The organism is Streptomyces sp. NPDC007875 (genome assembly GCF_042868035.1).
GTDB lineage: Bacteria > Actinomycetota > Actinomycetes > Streptomycetales > Streptomycetaceae > Streptomyces > Streptomyces antimycoticus.
Genome location: NZ_JBIADZ010000026.1, coordinates 64,309 through 76,846, shown reverse-complemented (window position 1 = coordinate 76,846; position 12,538 = coordinate 64,309). Strand labels below are relative to the sequence as shown.

The window sequence follows — 12,538 nt, the reverse complement described above, 5'->3', positions numbered from 1 at the left end:
GGTGGCTCCTTCGCTCACGCCGGCACCGCCTGGCGCACTCGGGGGTCGATCAGGGCGTGGCAGACGTCGACGACGATGTTCAGCGCGAAGATCGTCACCGCCGTGATCAGAACGGCGGCCTGCAACACCGCGAAGTCGCGCTGCAGAATCGAGTCGATCATGAGCTTGCCGATCCCCGGCCAGCCGAAGATCGTTTCCACGATCACCGCCCCGTTGACGAGACCGACGGTGAGATCCCCGGCGACGGTCAGCACGGGCGTGATGGAGTTGCGCAGGGCGTGCCCGAACACCACGCGCTTGGGGTCGGCTCCCTTGCTGCGCGCGACCTTGACATAGGGCGCGGACAGCGCGCCGACCATGCTGCCGCGCACCACCTGCACCAGCACGCCGAACGGACGGATCAGCAGGGTGGCGATGGGCAGCACCCAGATCTCGGGGCCGCCCAGGGTGCCGGAGGTCGGCAGCCAGCCCAGGCCCACTCCGAAGACCAGCACACCCATGATCGCGAACCAGAAGTCGGGGATGCTGGCCGCGGTCATCGACAGCAGACCGGCGATCCGGTCGATGAGCGAGTTGGGCCGGTAGGCGGCGAGGCTTCCGACCAGCAGCGCCCCGAGGATCGCCAGGAGCATGGTCATCCCGGCGAGTTGGAGCGTGACGGGGAACGCCTTGAGCACCATCGAACCGGCGGACTCCCCGGTGCGCAGCGAGGTGCCGAAGTCGAGTTGTGCGGCATTGGTGAGGTAGTCCCACAGCTGCACCGGAATGGAGTCGTCGAAGCCGTGCGCGGCGGAGAATTCCGCGCGCTGCTGGGGGGTCGCGCTCAGCGGGAGGTAGAGGTCGACGGGGCTGCCGGTCAGGCGGGCCAGGCAGAACACGCCCAGCACCACGAACACCAGGGGGATCGCGCTGGAGACGATGCGCTTGCGCAGGAAGGACGTCATGTCAGCGCCTCCCCGCCGTCGCGGGACTGACCTCGGAGAGCCGCATCTCGTCCCCGGTGGCGGAGTCCGGGCGGTACCGCACCGACGGCGACAGTCCGAGCAACCCGCGCATATGAGCCAGGTAGGCATACTGCACGACCGACGTGTTCTGGTAGGCGAGCACGTCGGCGAACGCCTTCTGCCGGGCCTTGCCGGACAGCGCGTCCGCCGCGGCGATGCGCCGGTCGAGGTCCTTGGTGCCGAAGGTGGACTGGGGGCCGTCGCTCTGCAGGTACTGACTCGTGGTGAAGGCCGCGTCCCCGGCCTGGTTGCCGTGCATGATCAGCAGCGCCACCGGCCCGACACCGCGGGGCAGCGGACGCAGCTGGTACTGAAGATGGGTGGCGGTGTCCGCCATGCGTATCCTCACGTTCAGCCCCACTCGCGCCATCTCGTACTGCAGGGCCTCGGTCACTTCCGCGATTCCGGCGAACATGCCGTTGCGCGCGACGAGGGTGATCCGCCGGTGGACCGGGACGCCGTCGGCGGCCGCCTGTTTCACCAGCGCGCGGGCGGCGGCCTCCTGGTACGGAGCGGGGGCGAGGTCATCGTTGTGGCCCACCACGCCGGGCGGGACCAATTGCGCGGCGGGCTTGGCCAGTCCGCCGAGAAGCGCGCCGATGATGCCCTTGCGGTCGACGGCCATGCCGATCGCCTTGCGCACCCGGATGTCGTTGAGCGGCGCCTCACGGCCGTCCAGACGCAGGGCGGTCGTCTCGTTGTTGGGGTAGGCGAGGGTGTTGCCCTTGTCGGCGCTCATGTGGTCCAGCGCCGTCGCGATATCGGCCTCGCCCTTGTCGATCATCGCCGCGCGGACGCTCGCATCGCTTCGCCAGACATACCTGGCCCGGGGATAGGCCGGAGCCTTCCCCCAGTAGTCGGCGTTGCGGGCAAGGGAGATCGAGACACCGGTCTGCCACGCCTTGACGGCGTAGGGCCCGGTCCCGATCGGTATGCGCACCTTGGCCTTGGTGTCGGTGGTGCGCGGCACGATCTCGACGAAGCTGAGCCGCAGCGGGAGGATGGGGTCGGTCTTCTCGGTGGTGACCGTCAGCCGGGTGGGGCTGACGGCGCGTACATCGAGTTTCGCGTCGCCGAAGACATAGCCGTCCACGTTGCAGGCGAGATCGGAGTTGACGGCGCGGTCGATGGAGAACACGGCGTCCTTCGCCGTGAACGGCTGCCCGTTCTGGAAGGTCACACCCGGGCGGATGTCGAAGGTCCACGTCGTGGGCTTCGTCTGCCGCCAGCCGGTCGCCAGCAGCGGCTCCAGCCTGCCCGAGGTGGGGTCCCGTTCCACCAGCGGTTCGGTGATGTTGGAGCGGACGACGACACCGGTCGCGGTGAGCGATGACTCACAGGGCTCCAGCGTCGGCGGTTCCTGGGTGAGGACCACCCGCAGGGTGCGCCCGTCCGCGCTGCCGGCATCACCCGCCGTGTCACTGTTCGCCACGGCGCACGCGCTGGTGAGCAGCATCGTGCCCGTGGCCAGAAGGGCGAGAACTGTATGGGCCCGGCCCCGTTCCTGGCGCGGACTGGAGGGTACGGAGGACTTCATCGTCGGCGTATCTCCGAGGGTGGTGGCGGGTTGCCGCCCGAGAACGACAGTCGACATGGCTGTCTACACTTGCGTACCCGGTCTGTATTTGTGGACGCTGAAGCTAAACCTGAGGCGCCGGGGCGTCAAGAGATCTGACAACAGGCGCAGGTGGACGGGGTGATAGTCGGGGCAACCGCAGCGTTGACAGCCTCACGAGCCCTGTGCAGGAATGAAAACAGCGGCTACATATGAGGACGGCGGTCATGGCCAGTATGCGCATCATGCTCAACCACCGGATCCTGAGCAGGTTCACCGAGCGGCTGAGGGCGCGGACCGAGGGCCCGCACGAGTGGCTGGACGCCTCCGACTGGGACGCGGCGCGGATCGCCGACGCCATCGCCGCCGTCGACGTGTATGTGGGCTCCCAGCTCACCGAGGACGACGCGCGGCGAGCCCGGCGACTCCGCCTCGTCCATGTCGTCGGCGCGGGCTACGACGGCATCCCCCTGGAGGCCCTGGGGCCGGATGTGATCGTGGCCAACACCCACCACCACGGCAGGTCGATCGCCGAACACGTCCTGATGTGCGTGCTGATGCTGTCCCGGCGTGTGCTCGCGGCCGACCGGGAGCTGCGCGCGGGACGGTGGCGGAACGTCGCCGTGGATTCCGCGCTGCCCTTCGGGGACACCTTGCGGGGCCGCCGTGTCGGAGTCATCGGCTTCGGCGAGACGGGGCGGGAGATCGGCCGGCTGTGCCAGGCGGTCGGCCTGGGGGTGCGGGCGGTGCGCCGCGATCCGTCGGCCCCCCTGCCGGAGGGCCTGCGCCCCGACTGGGTGGGTGGCCCGGAGCAGCTCTCGGACCTGCTGGCGGGATCCGACATCGTCGTGGTCACCGTTCCGCTGAGCCCCGCGACCCGCGGACTGATCGGCCCGGCCGAACTCGCCGCGATGGGCCCGCGGTCCCTCCTCGTCAACGTCGCCCGTGGCCCGGTCGTCCAGGAGGAGGCGCTGTACGAGGCGCTCTCGGCCGGCACCATCGCCGGCGCTGCCCTGGACGTCTGGTGGGCCGGCCCTCCGCACGCGCCGAGCCGCCTGCCGTTCCACACCCTGCAAAATGTGGTGATGACACCGCACAACTCGGGCCACACCGAGGAGACTTTCGCGGCCCGCGCCACGGATATCGCGGCCAACATCAACCGGCTGGACCAGGGGGAGCCCCTCGGCAATGTGGTGCGCGGCGGTCGTGAGCAGGCCGCCACGCCGGGCGGCGGTGACAAGACGGACTGACCTCGACCGACCTCCAGGAGGCGCGCCTGCCCGGCCTTGCCCTGACCCTGACTCACGCCGGGCGTCACCGGTTTGACAGGTGACGCCGGTCGTGGCAGGCTCCTCACCCATCGACACCGGAAGAGACGGGCGGGATGGGCGAGATGGGTCACATGATCAGCAGGCGGAATATGGGCAAGGCCGTCGGCGCGGGGGCGGGCGTGGCTTCCCTGTCCGGTCTGTTCGGCGCCTTCACGGCGTCGGCCTCGACAGCAGGGCCTGACGCGAAGAAGGGGATGGCCGCGCCCGCGGCCACACCGGGGACGAACACGTCCTTCACGTCGATCAAGCAGATCAAGGCAGGTGTGCTGGACGTCGGTTACGCCGAAGCCGGGCCCGAACACGGCCCCGCGGTCATCCTCCTGCACGGCTATCCGTACAGCATCCAAAGCTACGTCGATGTCGCGCCCCTGCTGGCGGCGGAGGGCTACCGGGTGATCGTCCCGCATCTGCGCGGACACGGCACGACGCGCTTTCTCTCCGCGTCGACGTTCCGGAACGCCCAGCAGTCCGTGATCGCCCTCGACATCATCGCCCTGATGGACGCTCTGGGGATCGAGAGGGCGCTCCTCGCCGGTTACGACTGGGGGTCCCGGACGGCTGACATCATCGCCGCTCTGTGGCCGCATCGCTGCAAGGCCCTGGTTTCCGTGACCGGTTACCTGATCACCAACCGCGAGGCCAATAAGAAGCCGCTGCCCCCGAAGGCCGAATGGGCATGGTGGTACCAGTACTACTTCGCCACGGAGCGGGGCGAGCTCGGACTGCGGGCCAACGGGCGCGAGCTGGCCAGGCTCATCTGGGAGTTCAACTCGCCGTCATGGGAGTTCGACGACGCGACCTTCGACCGCACCGCGACGGACTTCGACAACCCCGACTACGCCGACATCGTGCTCCACAACTACCGCTGGCGGCTAAGTCTGGCCGATGGCGATCCGCGATACGACGGCCTGGAGAAGCGGCTTGCCGCGGCCCCCGGCATCGGGGTGCCGACCATCACCCTCGACGGCGAGCTGGACCCCTTCACCCCCGCCGGGGACGGCGCCGCCTACCGCGACAAGTTCACGGGCATATACGAGCACCGCACTCTGAAGGGCATCGGCCACAACGTGCCGCAGGAAGCGCCCGAGGCATTCGCCCAAGCCGTCGTCGATGTGGACGGCTTCTGAGCCACCGTGAGCCGTCACGGGCAGCCATCGGGCGCCGCCACGGCGCGGTGCGTCAGGGGGCGATGGTGAGGTGGCTGATCAGGCCCTGGTACAGGATGAAGCGATAGTGAAGGTCGACGGTGCCGCCGGGGAAGTCACCCTCGAGGTGCTGGGTGACGGTGTAGCGGTCCGGTCCGTCGCGCTCGGCCCCGATGAGCGTGGTGGTGTAGGTGTACTCGGATGCGGCACGGTCCAGCCACCGCTCGATGGCCGGGATCCCCTTGTAGGTGCGGCCGTCGTCGGTGACGGTCGCGTCCGGCGTCAGCGTGGCCGAGACCGCGGGCAGGTCGTGCTCGTTGTGTGCTTTCAGATACCGCTTGACGACGTCGGGCAGGTCGGTGGCGTCGGAGGGCGTGGTGTCGTCGGTCATGGCTGCCTCGCTGATGGTGTTCTGCGGGATGGTTCTCGGGCCGTTCCCGGAGGGGATGGTGCTCAGAGCGCGGGAACAGTGCCGCCGTCGATGACGTGTTCGGCGCCGACGATGGCGGAGGCCCGGTCGGAGACGAGGAAGGCGACGAGTTCGGCCACTTCTTCGGGTCGGCTGGGGCGCCCGAGGGGGATGCCGCCGAGGGAATCCATGAGCGATGCCAGAGCGGATTCCCGGTCGCCGGTCTTCTGGGCGATGCGGTCGATGAGTGCGTCCGCCGCACTGGTCTGGATGAACCCGGGGGAGACCGTGTTCACCCGCACACCGAGCGGTGCCACTTGGTTCGCCAGGCCCTTGCTGTAGGTGCTGAGAGCCGCCTTGGCGGAGGCGTAGGCCAGCGTGCCGTTCCACAGTGGCATCCGGCGCTGGATCGAGGAGACGTGGACCACCGCACCCCGGCCCCGTTCGATCATGCCCGGGATCAGGGCGCGGTCCAGGCGGACGGCGGCGAGCAGGTTGTGGTTGAGCTCCTGCTGCCAGATCTCCTCGGACATCGCCTCGAAGCCGCCGGCGGGCGCGGCCGAGCCGCCGAGCGTGTGGACCAGGATGTCCGTGCCGCTGAGGCGCCGATTCGCCTCCCGTACGACGTGTTCGGCGCCTTCCGGTGTGGTCAGGTCGGTGCCGATGAAGTCTTCGTCGGGGACGTCCTCGGGTTGGGAGCGGGCGGTGACCAGCACGGTCGCACCGGCCGTACGCAGCCGGGCCGCGATCGCCGCTCCGGCACCCTTGGTGCCACCGGTGACGAGTGCGCGACGGCCGGCGAGAGAGTCATCGAGGGAGGTGAGCAAGACTGTCCGTTCCGGGACGCACGTGAGCGCGGCCCTTGCGACTGCTAAAATAGAAGCAAGTAACTTTCACTTTAGCAGTAACTCGGGAGGGTGTCGCGATGGCAAGCCGGATCAGGCTGGAGGACCGTGAGTGTCCGCTGTCGACCACGGTTCAGCACGTGGGGGAGTGGTGGACGCTGCTGATCCTCCACGACGCCTTCGACGGCTACACGCGCTTCGACCAGTTCCAGCAGAGCCTGAACATCTCCACCAGCATGCTCACCACGCGCCTGAAGGCCCTGGTGGCGGATGGCCTCCTGGAGCGGCGCCCCTACCAGGCCAACCCGGTGCGCCATGAATACGTGCTGACCGAACGCGGCCGTTCGCTGCGGCCCGTGGTTGTCGCCCTGGCCGCCTGGGGCAATCGGCACCTCGCGCCGGAGGAGCGCGCCATGATCCTGATCGACGCCCGGACCGGCGAGGAGGTGGAGCCCGTCGTGGTGGATGCGCGCACCGGCCGGAGCCTCGACGACGGCGAGGCCTTCGTATTCACCGCGGGGCCGGCCGCCAGCGACGCGATGCGTGCCCGGTACGTCGAACTCGAGCGGCAGCGTCCCGCGCGCGCCCCGGAGGCGCGCGACGGGGACCTGCCCGGCTGATCGGGCGTCTCGCCGAGGTGGCGTCCTGGCTGGCGGAGGGGAACGAAACGCGGATCAGAAGACCTGGGTGAAACAACCGAGGGCGACGGCCACGATGACCACGGCCACTGCGGTCGCCCTCAACACTCTGGCTGTCGGCACGGGATTCCTCCCTCGCGCGAGCGGCTGGCTCACAGGCAGTAGCGCACGAGCCACTCGTCGGGGTTGTACGTGTCCTTCGCGGGGTCCGGCGCTATGGCTGCCCGCTCCTCCACAGTGTCCTCCAAACGGATCCGCTCCGGCAGCTTGCTGAACCGGGCACGGCGCGCCGCTTCCGCGACATCTGGCACTTCCCGCTTATTCGACATTGCATCGTTCCTTGTCGTTTCGATGGTCCAACGATGGTTGCAGCCGCATGCGTCACCGGTCAAGTAGGTGACGCAATCTACTGTCCCTCAGATTGCCTCTGGATAGTTAAATTATATCTAGGGTGTAGGCTCATGAGCAGAGGATTGAGTCATGTCTGGCGGGAGGTGTGCGGTGTCGTCCGGGAAGAAGATCTCAGGGCCCGTCGATGACGAGCCGGCCTGTTCCATCGAGCGGAGCCTGCAGATTCTGGGTGAGCGCTGGTCTCTGCTGGTGCTGCGCGAAGTCTTCGCGGGCAGGCATCGATTCGCCGAGATGCAGTCGTCTCTCGGCGTCGCGCCGAATCTGCTCAGCGCCCGGCTCAAGCTCCTCGTCGAGGCCGGGGTGTTGCGGACGCGGACGTATCAGGAGCCGGGCAGCAGGCATCGGCAGAGCTACCACCTGACGCAGGCCGGTGACGAATTGCGCCTTGTGCTGGCCGCGCTTCAGCAGTGGGGCGACCGCCACCGCCCCCGCCCGTCGGGCCCCTCGTCTCTCCGGCGCACACGCTCCACCGGTGAGGCCGTGAGCGTGGGGTTCATCGATGAGGAAGGCCGTGAGGTGCCCTGCGCCGACGTGGCCTTTGTGGTCCATCGCGGGTCAGAGGACTGAGCCGCGCGAGCGAGCTTCTATTTGTATAGCCAGAGGAAAGAGAGAACACGATGGACATCAAAGGATCAGTCGCCCTGGTCACGGGGGCCAATCGCGGTATCGGGCGCGCGTTCGCCCGGGCGCTGCTCGAGCACGGCGCGGCGAAGGTCTACGCCGGTGTCCGCGATCCGGCCGGCGTGGTTGACCAGGGCCTCACTCCGCTGCGTCTGGACGTCACCAAGCCGGAGCAGATCGCCGAGGCCGCTGCCATCGCGGGCGATGTCAGCATCGTGATCAACAACGCGGGCGTCGGAGGCTCCGGCACGGGACTCCTGGAGGGCGACTTCGCGGCCGCCCGTCAGGCGATGGAGGTCAACTACTTCGGCACCTGGGCCGTTTCCCGGGCGTTCGCCCCGATCCTCGCCCGCAACGGCGGTGGCGCGCTGGTGAACATGCTGTCGCTGGCGTCCTGGGTCGGGCAGCCGGGCTTCCCCGGATACGCGGCCTCCAAATCGGCGCAGTGGTCATTGACGGACGCGCTGCGCAAGGGACTGCAGGAACAGGGCACGCTCGTGGTGGGGGTCCATTCCGGTTTCGTGGACACGGACCTCAGCTCCTGGGTGGACGCGCCTAAGATCACTGCCGCCGACGTGGCGGCACAGACCATGGAAGCCTTGGCGAACGACCGGTGGGAAGTTCTCGCCGACGACGAGACCAGGCAGGCCAAGGCCGCCTTGTCGCAACCTCTTCACGCCGAACCCGGTAGGTGATGTGTCGCGCCGGCCGCGCGTCGGCGCACGTGTCCCGCGACCGTCCAACGGCCGTTTCTCCCACCCCGACATCCCTCAGCGCAGCGAGCGAAGGCGGCGATCGTGTCAGAAGAGCGTCAGGAAGCCACGCCGGGTCAGGAAACCACACGGGTCGAGCTGATGAGTCGGCCCACGCCGCTGGAGGCCGCGCCGCGGCTGGCCCGTGCGATCGGGCTGGAGCCCGGTGATCTGTGGGTCAAGCGTGACGATCTGATCGGACTGGGCGGCGGGGGCAACAAGGTCCGCAAGCTGGAGTGGACGGCCGGGGCCGCCCGCGCCGAGGGCGCCACCACGCTCGTGACCAGCGGGGCCGCGCAGAGCAACCACGCTCGCCTGACGGCCGCGGCCGGGGCACGGCTGGGCATGGACGTGGTCCTTGTCCTCGCCGGTGCGCCGAGCGAGGGGATGACCGGCAACATCGTGCTCGACGGTCTCTTCGGCGCCCGCGTCGTATGGGCGGGGGAGGTGAGCGAGGCCGAACTCGCGGCGGCCGTGGAGGACGTGGCCGGGGACGTGCGCGAGCACGGCGCCCGGCCCGCGGTGATCCCCTTCGGCGGATCCAGTGTGCTGGGCGCCCGGGGCTACGCCGCGGCGGGGACGGAACTCCTGGAACAGGCCCCGGACCTGGCCACGGCGGTCGTGGCGATCGGATCGGGCGGCACCATGGCCGGTCTCGTCCACGCCCTCGGAGCCGAGCGGGTGCTGGGCGTGCACTGCGGAGCCATCGCCGATCCCGAGTACACCGTCGGCCACCTGGTCGAAGGGCTGGCCGGACGGCCCGCGGCCACGTCCCTGCGGCTGCGCCTGGATCAGGTCGGTCCCGGCTACTCCGCGCTCACCGAACCGGTCATGGACGCCATCACCACCGCGGCCCGCACCGAAGGCATCGTCCTCGACCCGGTCTACACCGGCCGTGCCCTGGCCGGTCTCGTCGCGGCCGTCCACGACGGTCAGGTGCGCCCCGGGGAGCGCACGGTCTTCCTGCACACCGGCGGTCTGGCCGGTCTGTTCGGGCACACCGAGACGCTGCGGCGGGCGCGTTCCGCCGTGGCCGACACCGCCGTACGGTGGCCCCGCGGCTGAGCGTCGCAGCCCGGGCCGGTCGGCCCGTGCGGTCCTGGACGGCCTTGTCCTGCCGGGATGGGCCGGCGCTACTCCGCGGGGGAGGGCGGCGGCGGGGGAGGGGCCGCCGCACGGGCCGACTCCGCACCCTCGGCGGGACCGGCGACCGCGTCGGCACAGGTGGCGAGTCGGTGGGCCAGGGCGCGCACATGGTCGCGCAGGGCGTCCGGATACTCGATCACGAACGGGAGATCCAGCCAGGCGAGCACGGAGGGCACCCACTCCAGCCGCTCGGCCCGCAGTTGGACCCGTACCCATCCGCCGCCTTCCCCCTCCGCGGACGTACGATCCGCCTCCGCCGCCGGGTCGGCCGGGAGCTCCCGCACCGTGGCGAGCCCGGGCGGGAGCCGATGGCGGACCTGCTCAACCGTGCCCTGGACCCGCAGCGACACCTCGTGCAGGTAGGGCACCCCGGCGAGCCCGGCCAGCACCCGGGCGGCCGGATCGAACCCCACGGGCACTTCGAACGACCCGGGCAGCACCGTCGCGTCTTCGATCCGGTCCAGCCGGAACGTGCGTACCTCGCCGCTGGCCGAGTCCGCCCCCGTCACATACCAGCGCCCGGAGTGCGCGACGATCCCGTACGGGTGCACGGTGCGTTCGCTGCGCCGCCCCTTCCAGGCGGTGTAGCTGACGGCGACCGGCCGGCGGTCCCGCGCGGCCTCCGCGAGCATCAGCAGCACGCTCGTCTCCGGGATGACCACGGGACGGGCGGGGGCGGTGAAGTCGGCGGTCGCCAGCAGCGCGTCCAACCGGCGGCCGAGCGCCTCGGGCAGCACCCGGCGCACCTTGGCGGCGGCGCTCTCCGCCGCCGCGACGGACGTGGTCACCAGCCCGGCCCGGCGCCCGGCGACCAGGCCGAGCAGCACGGCCAGCGCCTCCTCGTCGGTGAGCATCAGCGGGGGCATCCGGTAGCCGGGAGCGAGCCGGTAGCCGCCGTAGCGGCCGCGCACCGAACGGACCGGGACATCCAGGTCGATCAGATGGCCGATGTAGCGCCGGACGGTGCGCTCGTCCACGCCGAGCCGGTCGGCCAGGTCGGCGACGGTGCGGGTGCCACCGGCCTGCAGGATCTCCAGCAGGGCGAGCACGCGGGCGGTCGGTCGGGTCATGCCCGGAAGTATGGCGCGGATACCGGGCGGCCCCTGTCCGGTATCCCTCCTAGCGTGTGGGCCATGGCAACCTACGTACTTCTTCCCGGGTTCTGGCTCGGGGCCTGGGCCTGGCACCCGGTGGCGGCCGACCTGCGCGGCCGTGGGCACGACGTCCACCCGCTCAGCCTGACCGGGATGGGCGAGCGGGCGCACCTGGCCCGGCCCGACACCGACCTGGAGACGCACATCACCGATGTGCTCAGCCTGATCCGTTACCAGGATCTGCACGACGTGGTCCTGGTCGGGCACAGCTATGCCGGTGCGGTGGTGGTCCCGAGCGTGGCGGACCGGATGCCGGACCGGATCAACCGGCTGGTGTTCATCGACAGCGGTCCGCTGCCGGACGGGATGTCCCACGCGGAGTTCGCCCCGCCGGAGGAGCAGATGCGCAACGCCGAGCTGGTCCGCGAGGAGGGACACGGCTGGCAGCTGCCGCCACCGCCGTGGCATCAGCTGGCCTCCGGGGCGTCCGGGCTGCCGGACGGCACGCTCGAACGGCTGGTGCGGCTGTCGGTGCCGCAGCCGTGGGCCACCGCCACCACGCCGGTCCGGCTGACCGAGGCGTGGGAGAAGCTGCCGCGGCTGCACGTGCTGTGCGGCTTCCCGGTGGAGCAGGTCCGGGCGCGGATCGCCACCGTTCCGGCCTTCCGGCACATGGCGACCGAGAGTTCGGCGTACCGGGAGCTGCCCGGCTGGCACTGGCCGATGTTCGACCGGCCCGGTGAGCTGGCGGCGATCCTGCACGACGCGGCCTGACCCGGCACGACCCACGAGCGGGCGCGGTCCCCCGGGACGGCACCGCATGACCCCCGCTGCGATTCCCGTGCGTACGACCCGCCGCCTGGAGTCGGTGGCGAGCCTTGCGAAAGATCAAAATCACCTGTCAGGATGGTGACGTGAATCTGGAGCATGTCTTTCTGTGCGGGAACCCCGCTCTCGACTTCGCCGCGACGTTGCGCGCTCGCCGCTCGGTGCGGTTCGAGATGTTCGTATCACCGGACCGGCTGGACGCCTGGTACCTGGAGTCCGGAATCGTCGACACCGTCTCCGCCAGCCGGCATGCCGACGTCGAGCGCGCGGTGGCCGTACGGGAGGCCATCTACGAGCTGGTCACCGCCCGGGTCGCGGGGGATCCCTACGACAGCGAGGCGCTCGCCGTGGTGAATGACACGGCCCGCAAGCCTGCCGCGGCGCCGCAACTCACCGCGAGCGGGCGGCGGACGGACGCGACATCGCAAGAGGCGCTCTCCACGGTGGCACGGCATGCCGTCGAGCTCCTCAGCGGTCCGGATGTGCCGCTCCTCAAGGAGTGCGGCAACCCCGAATGCACCCGTGTCTACATCGACCGGTCGCGAGGCGGGCGCCGGCAGTGGTGCGCCATGGACCCCTGTGGCAACAAGCTCAAGGCGGCCGCGTACCGCGCCCGCAAGCGGCAGGGCCAGGAGCCTGCCACGGGGTGATGAGCACTCCGCCTGCCCACTGCTGATCACACGGCCCGCCCCGTGGCGGACGACCGTCGGCAGATGTATGTCTTGCGACTCTAGACAGGACTGGACATGTATGGCTAAC

14 protein-coding genes are annotated in these 12,538 nt (G+C 70.0%); 8 read left to right on the top strand and 6 right to left on the bottom strand.

What is annotated here, in order from left to right; translation table 11 throughout:
• Window positions 1–14 precede the first annotated feature (14 nt).
• On the bottom strand, window positions 15–944 hold the full coding sequence (locus ACFYOY_RS37905; RefSeq protein WP_351901435.1) for an ABC transporter permease: 930 nt from the start codon (window positions 942–944) through the stop codon (window positions 15–17).
• A 1-nt stretch (window position 945) separates the two neighbouring features.
• Window positions 946–2,598 (bottom strand): ABC transporter substrate-binding protein, encoded by a 1,653-nt coding sequence (locus ACFYOY_RS37900; protein ID WP_388592174.1) that lies wholly within the window; start codon window positions 2,596–2,598, stop codon window positions 946–948.
• A gap of 188 nt (window positions 2,599–2,786) precedes the next feature.
• Here ACFYOY_RS37900 and ACFYOY_RS37895 point away from each other — a divergent pair, with 188 nt between their 5' ends.
• Both ACFYOY_RS37895 and ACFYOY_RS37890 read left to right on the top strand, forming a co-directional pair.
• A complete protein-coding gene (locus ACFYOY_RS37895) occupies window positions 2,787–3,809 on the top strand; it encodes a 2-hydroxyacid dehydrogenase (RefSeq protein ID WP_351901439.1) in 1,023 nt (340 codons plus the stop codon).
• Window positions 3,810–3,961: 152 nt separating this feature from the next.
• Window positions 3,962–5,017 (top strand): alpha/beta hydrolase, encoded by a 1,056-nt coding sequence (locus ACFYOY_RS37890; protein ID WP_351901441.1) that lies wholly within the window; start codon window positions 3,962–3,964, stop codon window positions 5,015–5,017.
• Between the two features lie 52 nt (window positions 5,018–5,069).
• On the opposite strand, the gene ACFYOY_RS37885 is transcribed toward ACFYOY_RS37890, so the two are convergent.
• A complete protein-coding gene (locus tag ACFYOY_RS37885; RefSeq protein ID WP_351901443.1) occupies window positions 5,070–5,426 on the bottom strand; it encodes a nuclear transport factor 2 family protein in 357 nt (118 codons plus the stop codon).
• Between the two features lie 62 nt (window positions 5,427–5,488).
• On the bottom strand, window positions 5,489–6,271 hold the full coding sequence (locus tag ACFYOY_RS37880) for an SDR family oxidoreductase (RefSeq protein ID WP_351901445.1): 783 nt from the start codon (window positions 6,269–6,271) through the stop codon (window positions 5,489–5,491).
• Between the two features lie 98 nt (window positions 6,272–6,369).
• Here ACFYOY_RS37880 and ACFYOY_RS37875 point away from each other — a divergent pair, with 98 nt between their 5' ends.
• Window positions 6,370–6,909: a winged helix-turn-helix transcriptional regulator gene (locus ACFYOY_RS37875; RefSeq protein ID WP_388592171.1), complete on the top strand. Its 540-nt coding sequence runs from the start codon at window positions 6,370–6,372 to the stop codon at window positions 6,907–6,909.
• A 170-nt stretch (window positions 6,910–7,079) separates the two neighbouring features.
• Here the strand turns inward: ACFYOY_RS37875 and ACFYOY_RS37870 are convergent, their stop codons facing one another.
• Window positions 7,080–7,256 (bottom strand): hypothetical protein, encoded by a 177-nt coding sequence (locus ACFYOY_RS37870; RefSeq protein ID WP_351901449.1) that lies wholly within the window; start codon window positions 7,254–7,256, stop codon window positions 7,080–7,082.
• 172 nt (window positions 7,257–7,428) lie between these two features.
• Here ACFYOY_RS37870 and ACFYOY_RS37865 point away from each other — a divergent pair, with 172 nt between their 5' ends.
• From ACFYOY_RS37865 to ACFYOY_RS37855, 3 genes are all read left to right on the top strand, one after another.
• Window positions 7,429–7,905: a winged helix-turn-helix transcriptional regulator gene (locus ACFYOY_RS37865; protein WP_388592169.1), complete on the top strand. Its 477-nt coding sequence runs from the start codon at window positions 7,429–7,431 to the stop codon at window positions 7,903–7,905.
• A gap of 50 nt (window positions 7,906–7,955) precedes the next feature.
• Window positions 7,956–8,654, top strand: a complete 699-nt coding sequence (locus ACFYOY_RS37860) for an SDR family oxidoreductase (RefSeq protein WP_351901453.1) — start codon at window positions 7,956–7,958, stop codon at window positions 8,652–8,654.
• 102 nt (window positions 8,655–8,756) lie between these two features.
• Complete coding sequence (locus ACFYOY_RS37855; RefSeq protein WP_351901455.1) at window positions 8,757–9,776, top strand: D-cysteine desulfhydrase family protein; 1,020 nt, start codon at window positions 8,757–8,759, stop codon at window positions 9,774–9,776.
• Between the two features lie 68 nt (window positions 9,777–9,844).
• Here the strand turns inward: ACFYOY_RS37855 and ACFYOY_RS37850 are convergent, their stop codons facing one another.
• A complete protein-coding gene (locus ACFYOY_RS37850; RefSeq protein WP_388592167.1) occupies window positions 9,845–10,927 on the bottom strand; it encodes a helix-turn-helix transcriptional regulator in 1,083 nt (360 codons plus the stop codon).
• 63 nt (window positions 10,928–10,990) lie between these two features.
• Here ACFYOY_RS37850 and ACFYOY_RS37845 point away from each other — a divergent pair, with 63 nt between their 5' ends.
• Both ACFYOY_RS37845 and ACFYOY_RS37840 read left to right on the top strand, forming a co-directional pair.
• Window positions 10,991–11,725 (top strand): alpha/beta fold hydrolase, encoded by a 735-nt coding sequence (locus ACFYOY_RS37845; protein ID WP_388592165.1) that lies wholly within the window; start codon window positions 10,991–10,993, stop codon window positions 11,723–11,725.
• Window positions 11,726–11,865: 140 nt separating this feature from the next.
• Window positions 11,866–12,429 (top strand): CGNR zinc finger domain-containing protein, encoded by a 564-nt coding sequence (locus ACFYOY_RS37840; RefSeq protein WP_351901461.1) that lies wholly within the window; start codon window positions 11,866–11,868, stop codon window positions 12,427–12,429.
• The last annotated feature ends 109 nt before the right edge of the window (window positions 12,430–12,538 follow it).

Coding starts and splice junctions, on each gene's coding strand:
- ACFYOY_RS37895 (WP_351901439.1), top strand. CDS start 2,787: ATGGCCAGTATGCGCATCATGCTCAACCACCGGATCCTGAGCAGGTTC.
- ACFYOY_RS37875 (WP_388592171.1), top strand. CDS start 6,370: ATGGCAAGCCGGATCAGGCTGGAGGACCGTGAGTGTCCGCTGTCGACC.
- ACFYOY_RS37900 (WP_388592174.1), bottom strand. CDS start 2,598: ATGTCGACTGTCGTTCTCGGGCGGCAACCCGCCACCACCCTCGGAGAT.
- ACFYOY_RS37845 (WP_388592165.1), top strand. CDS start 10,991: ATGGCAACCTACGTACTTCTTCCCGGGTTCTGGCTCGGGGCCTGGGCC.
- ACFYOY_RS37870 (WP_351901449.1), bottom strand. CDS start 7,256: ATGTCGAATAAGCGGGAAGTGCCAGATGTCGCGGAAGCGGCGCGCCGT.
- ACFYOY_RS37860 (WP_351901453.1), top strand. CDS start 7,956: ATGGACATCAAAGGATCAGTCGCCCTGGTCACGGGGGCCAATCGCGGT.
- ACFYOY_RS37890 (WP_351901441.1), top strand. CDS start 3,962: ATGATCAGCAGGCGGAATATGGGCAAGGCCGTCGGCGCGGGGGCGGGC.
- ACFYOY_RS37850 (WP_388592167.1), bottom strand. CDS start 10,927: ATGACCCGACCGACCGCCCGCGTGCTCGCCCTGCTGGAGATCCTGCAG.
- ACFYOY_RS37905 (WP_351901435.1), bottom strand. CDS start 944: ATGACGTCCTTCCTGCGCAAGCGCATCGTCTCCAGCGCGATCCCCCTG.
- ACFYOY_RS37885 (WP_351901443.1), bottom strand. CDS start 5,426: ATGACCGACGACACCACGCCCTCCGACGCCACCGACCTGCCCGACGTC.